At 68.6% G+C, this 19,055-nt stretch carries 17 protein-coding genes; 11 read left to right on the plus strand and 6 right to left on the minus strand.

Annotated elements, in window-relative coordinates; genetic code table 11:
• Window positions 1-30 precede the first annotated feature (30 nt).
• Window positions 31-501: a transcription elongation factor GreA gene (gene greA, locus ESD82_RS19670; RefSeq protein WP_024845767.1), complete on the minus strand. Its 471-nt coding sequence runs from the start codon at window positions 499-501 to the stop codon at window positions 31-33.
• A gap of 279 nt (window positions 502-780) precedes the next feature.
• Between greA and ESD82_RS19675 the strand changes: the two genes are divergently transcribed.
• The 11 genes from ESD82_RS19675 (at window position 781) to ESD82_RS19725 (ending at window position 12,842) form a co-directional block, all read left to right on the plus strand.
• Window positions 781-2,427 carry an electron transfer flavoprotein-ubiquinone oxidoreductase gene (locus ESD82_RS19675; RefSeq protein WP_147427556.1) on the plus strand — a complete coding sequence of 549 codons (1,647 nt, stop codon included), beginning with the start codon at window positions 781-783 and terminating at the stop codon, window positions 2,425-2,427.
• A 96-nt stretch (window positions 2,428-2,523) separates the two neighbouring features.
• Window positions 2,524-4,362 carry a tetratricopeptide repeat protein gene (locus ESD82_RS19680; RefSeq protein WP_147427555.1) on the plus strand — a complete coding sequence of 613 codons (1,839 nt, stop codon included), beginning with the start codon at window positions 2,524-2,526 and terminating at the stop codon, window positions 4,360-4,362.
• A gap of 3 nt (window positions 4,363-4,365) precedes the next feature.
• Window positions 4,366-5,187: a 4-(cytidine 5'-diphospho)-2-C-methyl-D-erythritol kinase gene (locus ESD82_RS19685; RefSeq protein ID WP_147427554.1), complete on the plus strand. Its 822-nt coding sequence runs from the start codon at window positions 4,366-4,368 to the stop codon at window positions 5,185-5,187.
• Window positions 5,188-5,216: 29 nt separating this feature from the next.
• Window positions 5,217-5,951, plus strand: coding sequence for a pyridoxine 5'-phosphate synthase (locus ESD82_RS19690; protein ID WP_024845388.1), 735 nt, complete (start codon window positions 5,217-5,219; stop codon window positions 5,949-5,951).
• 48 nt (window positions 5,952-5,999) lie between these two features.
• The gene (gene acpS / locus ESD82_RS19695; protein ID WP_024845387.1) at window positions 6,000-6,419 is read left to right on the plus strand and encodes a holo-ACP synthase; all 420 of its coding nucleotides are present in this window, start codon (window positions 6,000-6,002) and stop codon (window positions 6,417-6,419) included.
• Between the two features lie 58 nt (window positions 6,420-6,477).
• Window positions 6,478-7,269 carry a signal peptidase I gene (lepB, locus tag ESD82_RS19700; protein WP_407672818.1) on the plus strand — a complete coding sequence of 264 codons (792 nt, stop codon included), beginning with the start codon at window positions 6,478-6,480 and terminating at the stop codon, window positions 7,267-7,269.
• Between the two features lie 44 nt (window positions 7,270-7,313).
• Window positions 7,314-8,003, plus strand: a complete 690-nt coding sequence (gene rnc, locus ESD82_RS19705; protein ID WP_147427552.1) for a ribonuclease III — start codon at window positions 7,314-7,316, stop codon at window positions 8,001-8,003.
• Window positions 8,000-8,911, plus strand: coding sequence for a GTPase Era (gene era, locus ESD82_RS19710; RefSeq protein ID WP_147427551.1), 912 nt, complete (start codon window positions 8,000-8,002; stop codon window positions 8,909-8,911). Before rnc ends, era begins: the two co-directional genes overlap by 4 nt.
• Window positions 8,904-9,239, plus strand: coding sequence for a DUF1491 family protein (locus ESD82_RS19715; RefSeq protein WP_024845383.1), 336 nt, complete (start codon window positions 8,904-8,906; stop codon window positions 9,237-9,239). The genes era and ESD82_RS19715 overlap by 8 nt, the downstream gene beginning before the upstream one ends.
• A 252-nt stretch (window positions 9,240-9,491) precedes the next feature.
• Complete coding sequence (gene gyrB, locus ESD82_RS19720; protein ID WP_147427550.1) at window positions 9,492-11,930, plus strand: DNA topoisomerase (ATP-hydrolyzing) subunit B; 2,439 nt, start codon at window positions 9,492-9,494, stop codon at window positions 11,928-11,930.
• 276 nt (window positions 11,931-12,206) lie between these two features.
• The gene (locus ESD82_RS19725) at window positions 12,207-12,842 is read left to right on the plus strand and encodes an outer membrane protein (protein WP_244314556.1); all 636 of its coding nucleotides are present in this window, start codon (window positions 12,207-12,209) and stop codon (window positions 12,840-12,842) included.
• A 65-nt stretch (window positions 12,843-12,907) separates the two neighbouring features.
• Here the strand turns inward: ESD82_RS19725 and pdeM are convergent, their stop codons facing one another.
• Genes pdeM through ESD82_RS19750 form a run of 5 tightly spaced genes read right to left on the minus strand, consistent with a single transcriptional unit; the run spans window position 12,908 to window position 19,018 of the window.
• Window positions 12,908-13,561: a ligase-associated DNA damage response endonuclease PdeM gene (gene pdeM, locus ESD82_RS19730; RefSeq protein ID WP_024845380.1), complete on the minus strand. Its 654-nt coding sequence runs from the start codon at window positions 13,559-13,561 to the stop codon at window positions 12,908-12,910.
• The gene (locus ESD82_RS19735) at window positions 13,558-15,987 is read right to left on the minus strand and encodes a ligase-associated DNA damage response DEXH box helicase (protein ID WP_147427548.1); all 2,430 of its coding nucleotides are present in this window, start codon (window positions 15,985-15,987) and stop codon (window positions 13,558-13,560) included. The genes pdeM and ESD82_RS19735 overlap by 4 nt, the downstream gene beginning before the upstream one ends.
• Window positions 15,984-17,528, minus strand: coding sequence for a cisplatin damage response ATP-dependent DNA ligase (locus tag ESD82_RS19740; protein ID WP_147427547.1), 1,545 nt, complete (start codon window positions 17,526-17,528; stop codon window positions 15,984-15,986). The genes ESD82_RS19735 and ESD82_RS19740 overlap by 4 nt, the downstream gene beginning before the upstream one ends.
• On the minus strand, window positions 17,525-18,514 hold the full coding sequence (locus tag ESD82_RS19745; protein ID WP_147427546.1) for a ligase-associated DNA damage response exonuclease: 990 nt from the start codon (window positions 18,512-18,514) through the stop codon (window positions 17,525-17,527). Before ESD82_RS19745 ends, ESD82_RS19740 begins: the two co-directional genes overlap by 4 nt.
• Before the next feature lie 30 nt (window positions 18,515-18,544).
• Window positions 18,545-19,018: an Lrp/AsnC family transcriptional regulator gene (locus ESD82_RS19750; protein ID WP_147427545.1), complete on the minus strand. Its 474-nt coding sequence runs from the start codon at window positions 19,016-19,018 to the stop codon at window positions 18,545-18,547.
• Between the last annotated feature and the right edge of the window lie 37 nt (window positions 19,019-19,055).

Here is a 19,055-nt window from a genome sequence, read left to right on the forward strand (position 1 = left end):
GCGCAGCCCCCTTGTTCAGGCCCCCATCCGTCAGACATAGCGGATCGAGATGATCTCATAGGATTTCCCGCCGCCGGGCGTCACCACCTCGACGCTGTCGCCCTCGTCCTTGCCGATCAGGGCGCGGGCCAGGGGCGAGCGGATGTTCAGAAGCCCGCGCTCCAGATCGGCCTCGGCCTCGCCGACGATCTGATAGGTGCGCTCCTCCTCGCTGTCCTCGTCGAGCAGGGTGACGGTGGCGCCGAACTTGATCGAGCCGTTCAGCCGGCTCGGGTCGATGACCTCGGCCCGCGACAGGATCATCTCCAGTTCCTTGATGCGGCCCTCGACGAAGCTCTGCTTTTCGCGCGCGGCATGGTATTCGGCATTTTCCGACAGGTCGCCATGCTCGCGCGCCTCGGCGATGGCGCGGATCACCGCCGGACGCTGGACCGAGCGCAATTCGCGCAATTCCTCGTCCAGCTGGTCGTAGCCCGCGCGGGTCATCGGTATCTTTTCCATTCCAGTCCTTCCGGTCGCAACCGTGCGACGCCAGTCAACGCGAAACAAGCTGTTGGAACGCCCCCGGCCATCGGCCGGGGGCGTCCGCTGAAAATCCCGGCGGCATCGTGGCGCGATCCGGCCCCTGTTTCAAGTCCCGCCGGATGTGATCCGCAACAGCCCGCCGAGAAAAGGTCGTAAGTCGCTTATCGTGCGTCGCGTTGCGATTGCCCGCAAGAATATTACACGCTAGGTCTTGCGCGCAGATTGTCGAGCTAGGGAAACTTGGGGGGCCGAGCCATGTCCGAAATTGAACGCGAGTCGATGGATTACGACGTGGTGATCGTCGGCGGCGGCCCGAGCGGGCTGTCGGCGGCGATCCGGCTCAAGCAGCTCAACCCCGCGCTTTCCGTGGTGCTGCTGGAGAAGGGCTCGGAGATCGGCGCGCATATCCTGTCGGGCGCGGTGCTCGACACTTCGGGCCTCGACCGGCTGATCCCGGACTGGAAGGACAAGGGCGCCCCGGTCGCCACCGAGGTGAAGGAGGACAATTTCTACATCCTCGGCCCGCATGGCCAGGTGCGCGTCCCGAACTGGCCGATGCCGCCGCTGATGTCGAACCACGGCAAATACATCGTCTCGATGGGCAATGTCTGCCGCTGGCTGGCCGCTGAGGCCGAGGCGCTGGAGGTCGAGATCTTCCCCGGCATGGCCTGCTCGCAACTGGTCTATGAGGGCGAGCGCGTGGTCGGCGTCGTCGCCGGCGAGATGGGCCTCAACGCCGACGGCACCCCCGGCCCGGCCTACGAGCCCGGCATGGAACTGCGCGGCAAATACGTGCTGATCTGCGAAGGCGTGCGCGGCAGCCTCGCCAAGGAACTCATCGCGAAATACGACCTCTCGGCCGGCCACGAGCCGCAGAAATTCGGCCTCGGGATGAAGGAGATCTGGGAGATCGAGCCCTCCAAGGCCAAGCCCGGCACGGTGACGCATACGATGGGCTGGCCCTTGGGCAAGAATGCCGGCGGCGGCAGCTTCATCTATCACCTTGAGGGCAACCAGGTGCTGGTCGGCTTCGTCGTGCACCTGAACTATGCCAACCCGTATCTCTATCCCTACATGGAGTTCCAGCGCTTCAAGCATCACCCGCTGGTCGCGGAGCTGCTCGAAGGCGGCAAGCGCGTCGCCTATGGCGCCCGCGCCATCTCCGAGGGCGGCTGGCAATCGATCCCGAAGCTGACCGTGCCGGGGGCGGCGCTCTTGGGCTGCTCGGCCGGGCTGGTGAACGTGCCGCGCATCAAGGGCAACCATAACGCCATGCTCTCGGGCATCGCCGCGGCCGAGGCAGCAGCCGCCGCCATCGCCGCCGGCCGCGCGGGCGACGAGCTGACCGATTACGAGGCCGACCTGCGTTCCGGCCCCATCGCCCGCGACCTGAAGCCGGTCCGCAACGTCAAGCCGCTCTGGTCGAAGCTGGGGCTCTGGGCCAGCCTGGCGCTGGGCGGCTTCGACATGTGGGTGGCGAACCTGACCGGCTGGAACCCGCTGGGCACCTGGAAGCACGGCAAGACCGATGCCGAGGCCACTGGCAAGGCGGCGGATTTCCAGCCGATCGACTATCCGAAGCCGGACGGCAAGCTGAGCTTCGACCGGCTGACCAATGTGGCGTTCTCCTTCACCAACCACGAGGAAAGCCAGCCCTGCCACCTGAAGCTGAAGGACGCCTCGATCCCGATTTCGGTGAACCTGCCGCTTTATGCCGAGCCGGCGACGCGCTACTGCCCGGCCGGGGTCTATGAGGTGCTGGAGGGCGAGGGCGGCCCGCGCTTCCAGATCAACTTCCAGAACTGCGTGCATTGCAAGACCTGCGACATCAAGGATCCCTCCCAGAACATCAACTGGACAACCCCACAGGGCGGAGACGGGCCGAACTACCCGAATATGTGATCGCCCAGGCGCCGGCCCGGCCCGCCGCAGCGTTGCCCATCGGCGCGGCGGCGGCTAGGGTCGCCTGCGCAAATCGCCGAGACATGGGCCCAAGCCGTGACGACAAGACTGATCCCGCTGGCGCTGATCGCGCTGATCGCCGCGCCGATGCCGCAAGGCGCCGCCATGGCCGCACCCGCGCTTGCCCAGGCCGAAAAGCCCGAGCCCCCGAACGGCGAGCGCCCGGCGCATCGCCCCGCGGATGCGGCGCCCGAGATTCGCGGCCTTTCGGGCCCCTATCTGGCCGCGCGCATGGCCGCGATCCAGAACGACTATCCCGTGGCCGCCCGCTATTACCTCCAGGCGCTGGCCCATGACGACAGCGATCCCTTCCTGCAGGACAGCGCGCTGGTCGCACTGATCTCGGCCGGCGAGATGGAGCGCGCCACCGCCCTTTCCGGCACCATGTCCGGCCAGGGCCGCGCCACGGAACTGGCGCGGCTGGTGCAGCGCGCCGAACTCGCGCGCGCCGGGCGCTGGGACGCGCTGATCGAAGCCATCGACACCGCCCCCTCGCCCCAAGGCGATGCCGGCACGCCTGGCGGCGGCATGCTGATCGACGGCATGATGCGGGCCTGGGCGCTGCTGGGCGCCGGAAAGGCCGGCGAATCGCTGACCGCCTTCAAGAAAATGGCCGAATTGCGCGGCGCGGCGCCGATGGTGAACTATCACCTGGCGCTGGCCAAGGCGCGTGTCGGCGATTTCGAGGGCGCCGAGCTGCTGCTCGCCGATCCCGTCACCGGCGCGCATATCCTGGGCGTCATCGCCCGTGCCCAGGTGCTGTCGCAACTGGAACGCAACCGCGACGCCATCGCCATGATCGAGGCGACGCCCGGCTTTGCCGAGGAACCCTACCTGGTCGCCCTGCGCGACCGCATGGCGCGGGGCGAGACTCTGCCCTTCGATTCCGCACGCGGGCCGGCCGACGGCATGGCGCAGCTGTTTCTGACATTCGGCTCGGTCCTGGCCACCAGCGACGAGCCCGATCCGCTGGCGCTGATCCATGCCCGGCTGGCCGAATACCTCGCCCCCGACCTGGGCGAGGCGCGGCTTCTGGCGGCGCAGCTCTTGCAGGGCTTCGGCCAGTTCGACCTGGCCGAGCGCGAATTCGAGGCCCTGCGCGAACTGGGCGACATGCGCCCGGTCGCCGAATTGTCGCGCATCGACGCCCTGGCCCGCGCCGAGCGGCTGGAGGATGCCGAAAAGGCCGCGCTGTCGCTGACCGCCGCCCATCCCGAACTGGCCCAGGGCTGGATCGCGCTGGGCGACATGCTGCGCCAGCAGGACAAGTTCGCCCCCGCCGTCCCGGCCTATGACAAGGCGCTGGAACTGCTCGACGACAAGAGCCCCGAGGCGCGCTGGTTTCCGCTTTACGCCCGCGGCATCGCGCTGGAGCGCTCGGGCCAGTTCCCCAGGGCCGAGGCGGATTTCCGCGCCGCGCTGAAGATCCGCCCCGATTCGCCGCAGGTGCTGAACTACCTGGGCTACAGCCTGGTGGACCGCAACGAAAAGCTGGACGAGGCGCTGGAACTGATCCAGCGCGCGGTCGAGCTGCGCCCGGACGACGGCTATATCCTCGATTCGCTGGCCTGGGCCTATTTCCGCCTCGGCCGCTACCAGGAGGCGGTGGCGCCGATGGAGCGCGCGGTGGCGGCGATGGCCAGCGATTCGCTGGTCAACGACCACATGGGCGACATCTACTGGATGGTCGGCCGCGAGCGCGAGGCCGAGATCCAATGGCACCGCGCCCTGTCGCTGAAGCCGGAAACCGAGGCCGATGCCCAGCGCATCCGCACCAAGCTGGAACGCGGCCTCGATGCGGTGCTGGACGAGGAAAGGGCCGCCGGCGGCCGCCGCCCCGAGAGCCGCGCCCCGGAACCGGCCAGGGCCGACTGAGCCATGCCCCTGCCCCGGCACGAGGCCGCGCCCGCCAAGCTGAACCTGTGCCTGCATGTGACCGGCCGCCGCCCGGACGGCTATCACCTGCTCGATTCGCTGGTGGTGTTCCTGGACCTGGGCGACCGGGTCACGGTGGCGCCCGGTCCCCTGTCGCTCAGCCTGACCGGCCCCTTCGCGCAGGGTCTCGCGGCCGAGCCGGACAACCTTTGCCTGCGCGCAGCGCGGCTGGCCGGGCGCGAGGCGCGGATCACCCTGGAAAAGAACCTGCCGCTGGCCTCGGGCATCGGCGGCGGCTCGGCCGATGCGGCGGCAGTGCTGCGCGCGCTCGACGCCCGCCCCGAGCGGCCGGAGGTGCTGGGCGCCGACCTGCCCGCCTGCCTCGCCAGCCTGCCGGTGCGGATGCAGGGGCTGGGCGAGATCCTGACGCCGCTGCCGCCCCTGCCGGATCTGCATGTGCTGCTGGTCAATCCCGGCCGCGGCCTGGCCACGCCCGCGGTATTCAAGGCCCTGGCGCAGCGCGAGAACCCGCCCCTGCCCGAGCCGCTGCCGGATTTTCCCGACGCCGGCACCCTGATCGCCTTCCTGCACGGCTGCCGCAACGACCTCGAGACGCCGGCCATCGCCCTGATGCCCGAGATCGCCCATTGCCTCGCCGCGATCCGTGCCGAGGGCGCGGCACTTGCCCGCATGTCGGGCTCGGGCGCGACCTGCTTCGGACTTTTCGCCAGCGCCGCCGCGGCCCAGGCCGCCCGCGCCCGCATCGCCGGCGCCAATCCCGGCTGGTGGGTGGCGGCATCTGGACTTGCGCCGGCAAAACTCTAACCTGCCTCAAAATCCACAAGGGGAAAACCATGCTGCGCCTCGGCGTCAACATCGACCACGTCGCCACCATCCGCAACGCCCGCGGCACGCCCTGGCCCGACCCGGTACGCGCGGCAAAACTGGCCGAGGAGGCCGGCGCCGACGGCATCACCGCCCATCTGCGCGAGGATCGCCGCCATATCTCGGACGCGGATATCGACCGGCTGATGGCGGCGCTGAAATCGCCGCTGAACCTGGAAATGGCCGCGACGGCGGAAATGCAGGCCATCGCGCTGCGCCACCGCCCGCATGCCGTCTGCATCGTCCCCGAAAAGCGCGAGGAGCGCACGACCGAGGGCGGGCTCGACGTGGCCGGCAACGAGGCTTTCCTCGCCGATTTCATCGCGCCCCTGCGCGAGGCGGGCTGCCGGATCTCGCTCTTCATCGGCCACGAACAGAAACAGATCGAGGCCGCCGCCCGCATCGGCGCCGCGGTGGTGGAACTGCATACCGGCGCCTATTGCGACCTCGACACCGAAAGACGGCTGTCCGAACGCGACCTGGAACTGGAAGCCCTGCGCAAGGCGGCGGCCCAGGCGCATCTGCTGGGGCTCGAAGTCCATGCCGGCCATGGCCTGACCTTCGACACCGTCGGCCCCATCGCCGCCATCCCGGAACTGCGCGAGTTGAACATCGGCCATTTCCTGATCGCCGAATCGGTCTTTCTCGGCCTTGGCCCGGCGATCCGCGAGATGCGCCGGCGCATGGACGCGGCCCGCGGCTGATTTCACCGTTTTCCAAATACCCATGTCACTACAGGACCAACCAGGCGCATGATTCTCGGCATAGGCTCGGACCTTTGCAACATCGACCGCATCGCCGGGGTGCTGGAGCGCCACGGCGACCGCTTCCGCCGGCGGGTCTTTACCGAACGCGAACTGGCGCTCGCCGCGCGGCGCCGGCAGGAGGCGGCGACGCTGGCCAAGCGTTGGGCGGCCAAGGAGGCCTGCTCCAAGGCGCTGGGGACCGGGCTCGCCATGGGCATCAGCTGGAAGGACATGGCGGTCAGGAACCTGGCGACCGGCCAGCCGGCCATGGAACTGACCGGCTGGGCGGCCGAAAGGCTGGCGGCGATGACGCCGCCCGGCCACCGCGCGCAGGTGCATGTGACGCTGACCGACGATCATCCCTGGGCCCAGGCCTTCGTGGTGATCGAGGCGCTTCCAGATGGCGGCGGAGCCGGCACGGCTTGACTTTGCCGCCCGCCGCGTCCCATGAACGCGCGACTTGCCGATGAAGGGAATGGCATCAATGGCCGAAAGCGAAGCCCGCAAGGATGGCGGCATCTGGGAAACCGTCAAGACCATCTTCTGGGCGCTGGTGATCGCGGGCGTGTTCCGCACCCTGTTCTTCCAGCCGTTCTGGATTCCCTCGGGCAGCATGAAGGACACGCTGCTGATCGGCGATTTCCTGTTCGTGAACAAGATGGCCTATGGCTATTCGCAGGTCTCCTGCCCCTTCGCGCTCTGCCCGATCTCGGGCCGTATCCTCGGCTCGGAACCCGAGCGCGGCGATGTCGTGGTCTTCCGCCACCCGACGCGGGGCGACGATTTCATCAAGCGGGTGATCGGTCTGCCCGGCGACCGCATCCAGATGAGGGATGGCGTGCTGTGGATCAACGGGCAGGAGGTGCCGCAAGAGCCCGCCGGCACCTTCACCGAACCCTATGCCCCGCAGGGCCCGCAGCAAAGCCTGCCGAAATGCCGCAACGAGCCGGTGCCCGAGGGCGGCGCCTGCGAAAAGGACCGCCATACCGAGACGCTGCCGAACGGCGTCACCCATGATGTGCTGAACATCTTCGACAACGGGCCGGGCGACAATACGGCCGAGTTCACCGTGCCCGAGGGGAACTACTTCTTCCTGGGCGACAACCGCGACAATTCCGGCGACTCGCGCTGGCCGGCGGCGGTGGGCGGCGTCGGCATGGTGCCGGCGGAATACCTGATCGGGCGCGCCGACCGGATCATGTTCTCCTCGGCCGGCAAGTCGCTGCTGTATTTCTGGACCTGGCGGCCGGACCGGTTCCTGAAGGCCGTGGACTAAGGGAAGAATTGCCGCGGCGCCCCGCGCCGTGGCAGGATCGCGACATGAAGATTTCCGCAGACCTGCGCGCATTCTCGGAACGGCTGGGGCACGAATTCTCGCGCCCCGACCTGCTGCGCCGCGCCCTGACCCACGGCTCGATCGCCAGCGCCACCCGGCCCGACAACCAGCGGCTGGAATTCCTGGGCGACCGCGTGCTGGGCCTGACCATCGCCGAGGCGCTGTTCGCCGCCGACCACGCCGCGACCGAGGGCCAGCTTGCCCCGCGCTACAACGCGCTCGTCAAGGGCGAGACCTGCGCCGCGGTCGCCCGCGAGATCGGGCTGGGCGAGGTGCTGAAGCTCGGCCGCTCCGAGATGCTGTCGGGCGGACGGCGCAAGGAGGCGCTGCTAGCCGATGCGATGGAGGCGGTGATCGCCGCCGTCTATCTCGACGCCGGCTTCGAGGCGGCGCGCGGGGTCGTCCTGGCCCTTTGGGCCGGGCGGCTGGCCAATGTCCAGACCGACGCCCGCGACGCCAAGACCGCGCTTCAGGAATGGGCACAGGCGCAGGGCATGAGCCCGCCGCGCTATGTCCAGACCGCGCGCAGCGGCCCCGACCATGCGCCGGAATTCCAGATCACCGTCCGGCTGGACGACGGCCGCGAGGCCGCTGCCAGCGGCAGGGGCACCAAGCGCAGCATCGAACAGGCCGCCGCCGCGGCAATGCTGGAACAGATCGAAAGAACGCCATGACCCAGACACGCGCGGGCTTCGTCGCCCTGATCGGCGAGCCGAATGCCGGCAAATCCACCCTGCTGAACCGCATGGTCGGGGCCAAGGTCTCGATCGTGACCCACAAGGTGCAGACCACCCGCGCCCGCATCCGCGGCATCGCCATGCAGGGCGACAGCCAGATCGTGTTCGTCGATACGCCCGGCATCTTTCGCCCGCGCCGGCGGCTGGATCGCAGCATGGTCAAGGCAGCCTGGGGGGGCGCGGCCGATGCCGATGTGATCCTGCTCTTGATCGAGGCGCATCGCGGGCTGACCGACGGCGCGCAGGCGATCATCGACAACCTGCGCCAGCATGCCGGCCAGACCCCGGTGGCGCTGGTCATCAACAAGATCGACCGGGTGAAATCCGAAGCGCTGCTGGCGCTGTCGCAACAGCTGAATGCGGGTTTCGACTTTACCCGCACCTTCATGATCTCGGCCGAAAAAGGCCATGGCTGCGACGACCTGCTGGAATGGCTGGCCGGGCAGGTGCCCGAGGGCCCCTGGCTTTACCCCGAGGACCAGGTGGCCGACCTGCCGATGCGCATGATCGCCGCCGAGATCACCCGCGAAAAGCTGACCCTGCGCCTGCACGAGGAAATTCCCTATCAGCTGACGGTCGAGACCGAGAAATGGGAGGAGCGCAAGGACGGTTCTGCCCGCGTCGACCAGATCGTCTATGTCGCCCGCCCCGGCCACAAGGGCATCGTGCTGGGCAAGGGCGGCGAGACGATCAAGGCCGTCGGCCAGGCGGCACGGGCCGAGCTGGCCGAGTTCATGGGCCGCCCCGTCCACCTGTTCCTGCAGGTGAAGGTGCGCGAGAACTGGCTGGACGAGGCCGAGCGCTACAACGAGATGGGCCTCGACTTCCGCGACGGCGATGCCTGAGCCGCGGCTGGCCGCCGGCATCTGGGTCGCGGCCTATCTGCGCCGGCTGGGTCTGGCCGGCATCCCGGCCTATGTCACCCGGCATGGCGACGACACCGCCGGCAGCGTCATGGTGAAATGCGCCACGCTGGACCGCCGCGCCAGCCTCTGGGTCCGGGAATGGGATTTCGAGACCGACCGGCGGCTCTGGCTGCGGCTGAACGAGGCCGGGGAGCCCGAGATCGACGCCGAGATCGCCCGCAACATCGCCCGCGACCCCGACCTGTGGGTGATCGAGATCGAGAGCCCCGACACCCGCACCCTGCTGGACGAGGACGGGCTGGCTTGAGCCGCCGGCATGAGTACCTGGAAAACGGCGAAAGCCGGGAGAGATCGGCCCGGCATGGGCCTGGCCGCGCCGCCGGCATGGGTATTTGGGGAACGAAGAAGCCGGGGGTTTCCCGCGGGACGGCCGGGCGTGCGGCGTGGCGGGCATGGCGGGGCGCCGGCAGGTGGGAAGCCGCTAAATCTTGTGGCTTTCCCGTGACATTCCCTGCCGCGCACACTATAAGATGCGGGTCCAAGGCAGGATAAGAAGACAATGACCGAACCCGCCCCCCAGACCTCCGATTACGGCGCCGATTCCATCAAGGTTCTCAAGGGCCTGGAAGCGGTGCGCAAGCGTCCCGGCATGTATATCGGCGATACCGACGACGGCTCGGGCCTGCATCACATGGTCTATGAGGTCGTGGACAACGGCATCGACGAGGCGCTGGCCGGTCATGCCGATTTCGTGCGGGTCAAGATCCACGCCGACAGCAGCGTCTCGGTGCGCGACAACGGCCGCGGCATTCCGGTGGACATGCACCCGACCGAGGGCGTCTCGGCGGCCGAGGTCATCATGACCCAGCTGCATGCCGGCGGCAAGTTCGACCAGAACAGCTACAAGGTCTCGGGCGGGTTGCACGGGGTCGGCGTCTCGGTCGTCAATGCGTTGTCGGACTGGCTGGAGCTGCGCATCTGGCGCAACGGCAAAGAACATTACGCCCGCTTCGAGAACGGCGACACCGTCGAGCACCTGCGCGTGGTCGGCGATGCCGAGCCGGGCGAAAAGGGCACCGAGGTGCGCTTCCTGGCCTCGTCGAGGGAGGACCGGGCGGACGGCACCTTCTCGAATCGCGACTTCAGCTACAAGGTACTGGAGAACCGGCTGCGGGAACTGGCCTTCCTGAACTCGGGCGTGCGCATCATCCTGGAGGATGAGCGCCATGCCGAACCGCTGCGGACCGAGCTTTACTACGAAGGCGGCGTGCGGGAATTCGTGAAGTTCATCGACCGCTCGAAGACCCCGGTCATGCCCGAGCCGATCTTCATCACCGGCGAGCGCGGCGGCATCGGCATCGAGGTGGCGATGTGGTGGAACGACAGCTATCACGAGACCGTGCTGCCATTCACCAACAACATCCCGCAGCGCGACGGCGGCACGCATCTGGCCGGCTTCCGCGGCGCGCTGACCCGCGTCATCAACAATTACGCGCAGACCAATGCCCAGGCGCGCAAGGAAAAGGTCGATTTCACCGGCGACGACGCGCGCGAGGGGCTGACCTGCGTGTTGTCGGTCAAGGTGCCGGACCCGAAATTCTCCAGCCAGACCAAGGACAAGCTGGTCTCATCCGAGGTGCGTCCGGCGGTCGAGGGGCTGGTGGGCGAGAAGCTGGCCGAATGGTTCGAGGAAAACCCCGCCGAGGCCAAGTCGATCCTGGGCAAGATCATCGAAGCCGCGCTGGCCCGCGAGGCGGCGCGCAAGGCGCGCGAGCTGACCCGGCGCAAGACGGCGATGGACGTGGCCAGCCTGCCCGGCAAGCTGGCGGATTGCCAGGAAAAGGATCCGGCGCTGTCCGAGTTGTTCATCGTCGAGGGCGACTCGGCCGGCGGCTCGGCCAAGCAGGGCCGCTCGCGCCAGAACCAGGCGGTGCTGCCCCTGCGCGGCAAGATCCTGAACGTGGAACGGGCGCGCTTCGACCGGATGCTCAGCAGCGACCAGATCGGCACGCTGATCACCGCGCTGGGGACCGGAATCGGGCGCGACGAGTTCAACCTGGACAAGCTGCGCTATCACAAGATCGTCATCATGACCGATGCCGACGTGGACGGCGCGCATATTCGCACGCTTCTGCTGACCTTCTTCTTCCGGCAGATGCCGGATCTGATCGAGGCCGGGCATCTCTATATCGCCCAGCCGCCGCTCTACAAGGTCAGCCGCGGCCGCTCCGAGGTCTATCTGAAGGACGAGGCGGCGCTTGAGGATTACCTGATCGAACAGGGCATCGACGGCGCCAGCCTGCGGCTTGGCCATGGCGAGACCCTGACCGGCGCCGACCTGGCCCGCGTGGTCGAGGAGGCGCGCACCGTGCGCCGCATCCTGCGCGCCTATCCGACGCATTACCCGCCCCATATCACCGAGCAGGCCGCCATCGCCGGCGCGCTGGTGCAGGGCCGGGTCGATGCCGATGCGCAGGGCGTGGCCAATGCCGTGGCCCAGCGGCTGGACCTGATCGCCGAGGAATACGAGCGCGGCTGGACCGGCCGCCCGACCCAGGATGCCGGCATCCGCCTGACCCGGCTGCTACGGGGCGTCGAGGAAAGCCGCACCCTGGACGGCCCGATGCTGCGCAGCGCCGAAAGCCGGCGGCTGGGCGCCATGACCGATGCGCTGCACGAGGTCTATGGCCAGACCGCGCAGCTGATCCGCAAGGATCGCGGCATCCCGATCCACGGCCCGATGAGCCTGCTGCAGGCCATCTTCCTGGAGGGCGAAAAGGGCCTGTCGCTGCAACGCTACAAGGGCCTGGGCGAGATGAACCCCGAGCAGCTGTGGGAAACCACGCTGGACCCGGCGGCGCGGACCATGCTGCAGGTGCGTATCGAGGATCTGTCCGAGGCCGACGACATCTTCACCAAGCTGATGGGCGATGTGGTCGAACCGCGCCGCGATTTCATCCAGCAGAACGCCCTGAGCGTGGAGAACCTGGACATATGAGGCTTAACGACATTCCATGATGTCGCAGAATCACCAGATTTGACACGATCTTTGGTTTTATTGTTGCTATCATGTCGCGAGCTGCGCCATAAAGCGGCGGCGCTTTCAGGCGCCGCTTGCGGCCCTCCGACCGCAAGCCTAGTTGTTGAACGATTTTGATGCCGGGGATTTTGGACTTCCCGGGCGTCACGCATAGGAGATTTGGACATGTGCGCTGTTTCTGTAAAAGCTCCCCTCACCGTTGCGGTCGCGGCGTCGCTGACCCTTGGCACAACCTTGGCCGCGAATGCGGGAGGTTTTACACCGCCGATCGTTGACAGCGACGTCACTGCCCCGGTCGTCGAAGCCCCCGCCGGTGAATGGGCGGGCGGCTATGCCGGCCTGACGCTGGGCTATGCTTTCGCAGGCGACGATGCTGTCGGCGTCAACGGCACCACCGTCGACAAGCTGGAGCTGGGCGGCGCCAATGCCGGCGTCCGCCTGGGCTATCGCTGGCAGCGCGACCGCTGGGTCATCGGCCCGGAACTGGGCTTCGAAGCCGGCAACGTGAAGGACAGCTTCTCGACCGCCGGCTATGACGCCGAATCCAAGGTCAAGAACCTGCTCGCCCTGCGGCTGAAGACCGGCTATGTGCTGAACAGCGACGTCCTGCTTTACGGGATCGCCGGCGTGGCCCGCGCCAAGGTCGAGTATTCGATCACCGGCAATGGCGCCGCCATCCGCGACGATTACTCGAAAACCGGCTATGTCGTCGGCCTGGGTGCCGAAAAGAAGCTTACCGACCGCATGTCGCTGACCGGCGAATACGAATATGCAAATTTCGGCACGGAAAACCTATCGGACGGCACTTTCGACACCAATGCCACTCCCGACTATCACAACCTGAAGCTGGGTCTGAACTTCAAGTTCTGACCCGGACGCTTGATCCGGCTCCGCGGACGGGAAAGGGTCGCCCTGGGGCGGCTCTTTTTCGTTTCTCACGACCGCCGGCGGCCCAGCGGCAGCGGGATGGCGCGGGCGCCGCAGGCTATGGCCAGCCCCTGCGGCACCAGCGCCGCCAGCGCCGGATCGTCCTGTAAAAGCCCGCCGGTATAGGCGCCGAAGGCCGGCAGCAACAGGTGATCACCGCCCAGCAGGAAGGCGCGCCGCCGCTCTCCGGCCAGCCGCACGGCGGGGTGGAAATGGCCCGATATGTCCGGCCCCTGCCCCGCCTGGTGCCGCAACGCGACCCGGCCCAGCCGCAGGCTGTCCGCCGCCCGGCCCGGCAGGCCCGCCGGCGCGCCGGGGTCATGGTTGCCGCCGATCCAGACCCAGTCCCGCCCCTGCGCCAGCCGCGACAGGGCGGCCGCGACCAGCGGGTCCAGCGCCTCGGCCGCCGCCAGGTCGTCGAAACCGTCGCCCAGGCTGATCACCGCCCGCGGGTCCAGCGCCGCAACCTCATCCGCCAGCCGCTCCAGCGTCGCCAACCCCTCATAGGGCGGCAACAGCGGGCCGCCGCGCCGGGCCATGCGCTCGGACTTGCCCAGGTGCAGGTCGGCCACGACCAGCACCGCGCCTTCCGGCCACCACAGCGCGCCAGAGGCCCGCGCCTCCAGACGCAGCCCATGGAAATCAAAGGCGTATCCGCTCATGCGATCCCTTCCAGCCCGGCCTCGGCCATCAGCGCCTCGGCCTCGATCTGCGCCAGCCGCTCGCGGCCCTCGCCGCGGATCGGCACCCGGCCGACCTCCAGCAGCAAGGGCGCGGCCATGGGCGAGACGCGGTCCAGCATCCGATGCTCGCGCCGGGGCGAGCGGTCCAGCATCTCCTCGATCCGGCCGAAATCGACAAGGCCCCGCCCCGCCTCCTCGGCGGTGATGCGCAGCATCAGGTGGCCGGGGTCGTATTTGCGCAAGGTGTCGTAAAGGATGTCGCTGGAGAATGTCGCCTGCCGCCCGCTCTTGCGTTGGCCGGGCATGTTGCGCTGGATCAGCCCGGCGACGGTGGCGACATTGCGAAAGCTGCGCTTCATCACCGCATTCCCGCCCAGCCAGTCGCCCAGGCCCGCCCGCAACCGCGCCCGGTCCAAGAGCGGCGCGGGATCGCGCACCGCGTCCAGCGACCAGACCAGCAGCGCGTAATCGGTGGACAGGAAGCCCAAGGGGCCCAGCCCCTCCTCCTCCATCTCGCGGGTCAGCAAGAGGCCCAGCGTCTGCAGGGCATTGCGCCCGGCAAAGCCGTAAAGCGCGAAATGCCACAGCCCGGCATGGGGAAAGCTTTCCGACAGCAGCAGCCCCGGCTCCGGCAGGGCCGAGACCGCGGCCTGCAAGCCCAGCCATTCCCGCGTCTGCGCCGGCAAGGCACCGTACCGCGCCGGATCGCCGATCAGCGCCAGCACGCGATGCGAAAGCTGCGTGGACATGGCCAGCTTGACGCCGGAATAGACCGCGATCTTGGGCTGCCGGGTGGGGTCTGGCGTGACCTCGATCACCATCTCGCGCATGGCGTCCATGCGCACCACCCGGCCGCCGATCAAGAAGCTGTCGCCTGGGGTCAGGCTGGCGGCGAAACCCTCCTCGACCTCGCCCAGCGGCACGCCGCCGCGGCCGCGCAGCCGGACCTTCACCATCTCGGCCTCGACGATGGTGCCGACATTCATGCGCAAGAGCTTCGCGGCCCGCGGATCGCGCAGCTGCCACAGCCCGCCCCGCAGCACCAACCGCTGCCAGCGGTCATAGGCACGCAAGGCATAGCCCCCGGTCGCGGCGAAATCCAGGCAGGCGTCGAAATCCGGCCGCGTCAGGCCGCGATAGGGGCCGGCCGTCACCACCTCGGCATAAAGCGTATCGGCGTCGAAGGGCGCAGCGCAGGCGGTAAGCCCGATATGCTGGCACAGCACGTCCAAGGGCCCCGGCCCGCGCGGATCGCCGTCCAGGTCGCGTTCGCGCACCGCCTCCAGCGCCGCGACGCATTCGATCTGCTCGAAGCGGTTCGCCGGCACGATCCGCGCCTTCGAGGGCGCATTGTAGCGATGGTTCGCTCTCCCGATGCGCTGCACCAGCCGCTTGACGTTCTTGGGCGCACCGACCTGGATCACCAGATCGACAGCGCCCCAGTCGATGCCCAGGTCCAGGCTGCCGGTCGCGACCACGGCGCGCAATGCGCCCGCCGCCATCGCCGCCTCGACCCGGGCCCGCTGCTCGCGCGCCAGGCTGCCATGGTGCAAGCCGATGGGCAGGTTCTCGTCATTCGCGGCCCAGAGCGCCTGGAAGAACAGCTCGGCCTGGGCGCGGGTGTTGATGAAGATGATGGTGGTGCGGGCCTCGCGGATCGCCGCCAGCACCTCGGGGATGGCATGATGCCCGCCGCCGCCCGACCAGGGCGCGGGCCGGGCGGTGGGCAGCATGGCGATGTCGGGATCGGGGCCGGGATCGGCCTCGACCACCGTCACCGGCGCGGCCCCGGCCATGAACCCCGCCAAAGCCTGCGGATCCTCGACCGTCGCCGACAGCCCCGTCACCCGCAACCCGGGCGCAAGCTGCCGCAGCCGGGCCAGCCCCAGCATCAGCTGGTCGCCGCGCTTGCTTTCCGCCAAGGCATGCAATTCGTCCAGCACCACCCGGCGCAAGCCGCCGAAGATCGCCGGCGCCTCGGGATAGCTCAGCATCAGCGCCAGGCTCTCGGGCGTGGTCAGCAGGATCTCGGGCGGATCGACGCGCTGGCGGCGGCGCTGGCTCTGCCCGGTATCGCCCGTCCGGTCCTCGACCCGCACCCCCAGCCCCAGCTCCGCCACCGGCCGCGCCAGGTTGCGGCCGATATCGGCGGTCAGCGCCTTCAGCGGCGAGACATAGAGCGTATGCAGACCCTTTCGGCCTTCTCTGTTTTCCAAATACCCATCCGGCCGCGCCGCCTGCGCCAGCTCCACCAGCGAGGGCAGAAACCCCGCCAGCGTCTTGCCGCCGCCGGTCGGCGCGATCAGCAGGCTGTCGCCGGTCGCCGCCAGCAGCGCCAGCTGATGCGGATGCGGCTGCCAGCCCTGGCGGGCGAACCAGTCCTGGAACTCGGGCGGCAGGATCACAGCATCGCCTCGAGCGTTTCCAAGTGGTCCGCCTCGGCCGCCGGCTTGTCCCAGCGGATGCGGCTGATGCGGGGAAAGCGCATCGCCACGCCCGAACGGTGCCGGGTCGAGCGGTTCAGCCCCTCGAAGGCCACCTCGACCACCAGTTTCGGCGCCAGCGCCCGGACGGGCCCGTAACGCTCGACGGTGTTCTGGCGCACGAAACGGTCCAGCTCGCGCAGCTCGGCATCGGTAAAGCCGAAATAGGCCTTGCCGACCGGCACCAGCTCGCCGCCATCCCACAGGCCGAAGGTGAAGTCGGAATGAAAGCCCGAGCGCTTGCCATGACCCCGCTGCGCGTAGATCAGCACCGCATCGACCACCATCGGGTCGCGCTTCCACTTGAACCAGGGTCCGCGCGGCCGGCCGGCGACATAGGCGCTGTCACGGCGCTTGATCATCACCCCCTCGATGACGGCGGCGGGCGGGTCGGCGCGCAGCGCGGCCAGATCCTCCCACGAGGCGAAATCCAGCAGCGGCGAAATGTCGATGCGGGTGCCGAAATCCACCGCCTCCAGCACCGCGCGGCGCATCTCCAGCGGCTCGGCGCGCAGGTCGCGGCCCTCCCACAGCAGCAGGTCGTAAAGCCGCAAGCCCGCCGGATGGCTGGCCAGCAACCCCTTGCCGACGGTCTTGCGGTTCAGCCGCTTCTGCAGCTCGCCGAAGGGCGCGACCGCGCCCTCGCGGCGCACGATCAGCTCGCCATCCGCGCTGCCCTCGAACTCCATCGCCTCGATGACGTCGGGAAAGGCATGCGAGATATCCTCGCCGGTGCGGGAATACAGCCGCCGCATGCCGCCTTCGCTGACCGCCTGCACGCGGATGCCGTCCCATTTCCATTCCGCGAAATACGCGCCGGGGTCCAGCGCGCGCAGCTCGTCCAGATCGGTCGGCGTGGACAGCATCACCGGGCGGAACGGCGCCAGCGCCGCGCTGTCCGGCCGCGCCCCGCCGCCCAGCCAGCCGAACAGGGCCGCATAGGGTGGCGCGAGCCCGTGCCAGATCTCCTCGATCTCGGGGACCGAGGGCGTGCCCATGCCCGCCAGCGCCATCCGCGCCATGCGGGCCGAGACGCCGACGCGCAGGTTGCCGGTGGCGAGCTTCAGGAAGGCCAGCCGCTCGGACGGGCCCAGCCGGTCCAGCATGCCGGCAATGGCGCCGGGCAGCGCCGCCTTGCCGGTGCCCTGCAACAATGCCACCGCCTGGGCCAGCGAGGGGTCGTCCTCGGCGCCCTCGGGCCAGATCAGCGCGATGGTTTCGGCCAGGTCGCCGACGAAATCATAGCTCAGCGCCAGAAGCTGGTCGTCGACCCGCTCGGCCGCCAGCCCGCGCAGAAGCGAGGGCGTAACCCGGCGCAATTCCAGGTCGCCGGTCAGCGCCGCCAGGGCCCAGCCGCGATCGGGGTCCGGGGTGCGTTCCAGATAATGCTGCAAAAGCTGCAGCTTGGCATTGCGCGCCGGCGTGAAGGCCAGCCGCTCCAGCAGGGCGGCAAAGGCTTTCATTCCGCCTCGTCCTCGTAACCCACCAGCCGCAGCGGCCGGGCCGGGATCTGCGCCAATTCGCACCAGCGGATCACGCCGTCCTCGGCGCCATGCGTGACCCAGACCTCGGCGGGCGCCAGTTCCGCCAGCGTGCCTGTCAGCGCGGGCCAGTCCACATGATCGCTGACGACCAGCGGCAGTTCCACCCCGCGCTGGCGGGCGCGGGCGCGCACCGCCATCCAGCCCGAGGCGAAGCCGATCACCGGGTCGCGGAACCGCTGCACCCAGGGGCTGGCGAATGCCGATGGCGGCGCGATCACCAGCTGCGCCGCCACATCCTCGGCGGTGGCCGGCACCAGCGCGCCCAGATCGACACCGCGGGCCGCATAGAAATCGCACAGCACCTTCAACGCGCCATGGATGGCGATGGGCGCGTCATAGCCGGCCTCTCGCATCAGGGCGATGACATGCTGCGCCTTGCCCAGCGCATAGGCGCCGACCAGATGCGGGCGGTCGGGAAACTCGGCCATGCTGGAGAGCAGCTTTTCCACCTGCACCGCCGGGTCGGGAAAGCGGAACACCGGCAGGCCGAAGGTCGCCTCGGTCACGAAGACATCGCAGGGCACCGGCTCGAAGGGCGCGCAGGTCGGGTTCGGCTGGCGCGCGTAATCGCCCGAGACGACGATACGGCAGCCCCCCGCCTCGACGGCGATCTGGCTTGAGCCCAGCACATGCCCGGCCGGGTGGAATCCCACGGTGACGCCGCCGATGCGGGTTTCCCCTTCAGCCACCTGGACCGAGCCCGCGAAGCCGTCGCCCATGCGCAGCCGCATGATCTCCAGCGTTTCGGCCGTGGCCATGACCGCGCCATGGCCGAAGCGGGCATGGTCGGAATGGCCGTGCGTGATCAGCGCGCGCTCGACCGGCTTCAGCGGGTCGATGTGAAAGCCGCCCTCGGGGCAGAAAAGGCCGGCTTCGGTCGGGAACAGGATGGAATCGGCGCGCATGACCCGAAGATGTAGAACATTTCGTGAAAATCAAGCCGGAGACAGCGGCCGGCCCTCGAAGATCGTCTCCATCGAGAAAACGCCGGTGACGCGTTCCAGATCCATGTCTGCGATCAGCTGCTTGTAAAGCGCGTCATAGCCCGCCATGCCGCCCACCACCGCCTTGGCCATGTAGTCCCATTCGCCGCCGATGCGGTGGAACTCGGTGATCTGCGGCAACGACTCGATCCGGGCGCGAAAGCGCCGCGCCCAGGCGTCGTCGTGATGGCGGGTGCGGATCATGATGAACACCGTCAGCCCCAGCCCCAGCGCCGTGGCGTCGATGACCGCGCGGCTGCCTTGCAGCACCCCGGCCTCGGTCAGCCGCTGCAAGCGCCGCCAGCAGGCGTTCTGCGACAGGCCCACCCGCTCGGCCAGCTCGCGCTGGGACAGGCTGGCATCGCGCTGCAGCAGCGCCAGCAGGCGGTTGTCGATTTCATCAATAATGAGAGTTTTATCGTTCATTTGACAACCAAAATCCGGCATATTGGCAGACATTCAG

Origin of the sequence: Paracoccus pantotrophus, assembly GCF_008824185.1 — a bacterium.
Lineage (GTDB): Bacteria > Pseudomonadota > Alphaproteobacteria > Rhodobacterales > Rhodobacteraceae > Paracoccus > Paracoccus pantotrophus.

Excerpts from the sequence above, each read along its gene's own strand:
- ESD82_RS19685 (WP_147427554.1), top strand. The coding sequence starts at position 4,366 with ATGCCCCTGCCCCGGCACGAGGCCGCGCCCGCCAAGCTGAACCTGTGC.
- gyrB (WP_147427550.1), top strand. The coding sequence starts at position 9,492 with ATGACCGAACCCGCCCCCCAGACCTCCGATTACGGCGCCGATTCCATC.
- acpS (WP_024845387.1), top strand. The coding sequence starts at position 6,000 with ATGATTCTCGGCATAGGCTCGGACCTTTGCAACATCGACCGCATCGCC.
- lepB (WP_407672818.1), top strand. The coding sequence starts at position 6,478 with ATGGCCGAAAGCGAAGCCCGCAAGGATGGCGGCATCTGGGAAACCGTC.
- pdeM (WP_024845380.1), bottom strand. The coding sequence starts at position 13,561 with ATGAGCGGATACGCCTTTGATTTCCATGGGCTGCGTCTGGAGGCGCGG.
- era (WP_147427551.1), top strand. The coding sequence starts at position 8,000 with ATGACCCAGACACGCGCGGGCTTCGTCGCCCTGATCGGCGAGCCGAAT.
- ESD82_RS19745 (WP_147427546.1), bottom strand. The coding sequence starts at position 18,514 with ATGCGCGCCGATTCCATCCTGTTCCCGACCGAAGCCGGCCTTTTCTGC.
- ESD82_RS19750 (WP_147427545.1), bottom strand. The coding sequence starts at position 19,018 with ATGAACGATAAAACTCTCATTATTGATGAAATCGACAACCGCCTGCTG.
- ESD82_RS19690 (WP_024845388.1), top strand. The coding sequence starts at position 5,217 with ATGCTGCGCCTCGGCGTCAACATCGACCACGTCGCCACCATCCGCAAC.
- rnc (WP_147427552.1), top strand. The coding sequence starts at position 7,314 with ATGAAGATTTCCGCAGACCTGCGCGCATTCTCGGAACGGCTGGGGCAC.
- ESD82_RS19740 (WP_147427547.1), bottom strand. The coding sequence starts at position 17,528 with ATGAAAGCCTTTGCCGCCCTGCTGGAGCGGCTGGCCTTCACGCCGGCG.
- ESD82_RS19675 (WP_147427556.1), top strand. The coding sequence starts at position 781 with ATGTCCGAAATTGAACGCGAGTCGATGGATTACGACGTGGTGATCGTC.
- ESD82_RS19715 (WP_024845383.1), top strand. The coding sequence starts at position 8,904 with ATGCCTGAGCCGCGGCTGGCCGCCGGCATCTGGGTCGCGGCCTATCTG.
- greA (WP_024845767.1), bottom strand. The coding sequence starts at position 501 with ATGGAAAAGATACCGATGACCCGCGCGGGCTACGACCAGCTGGACGAG.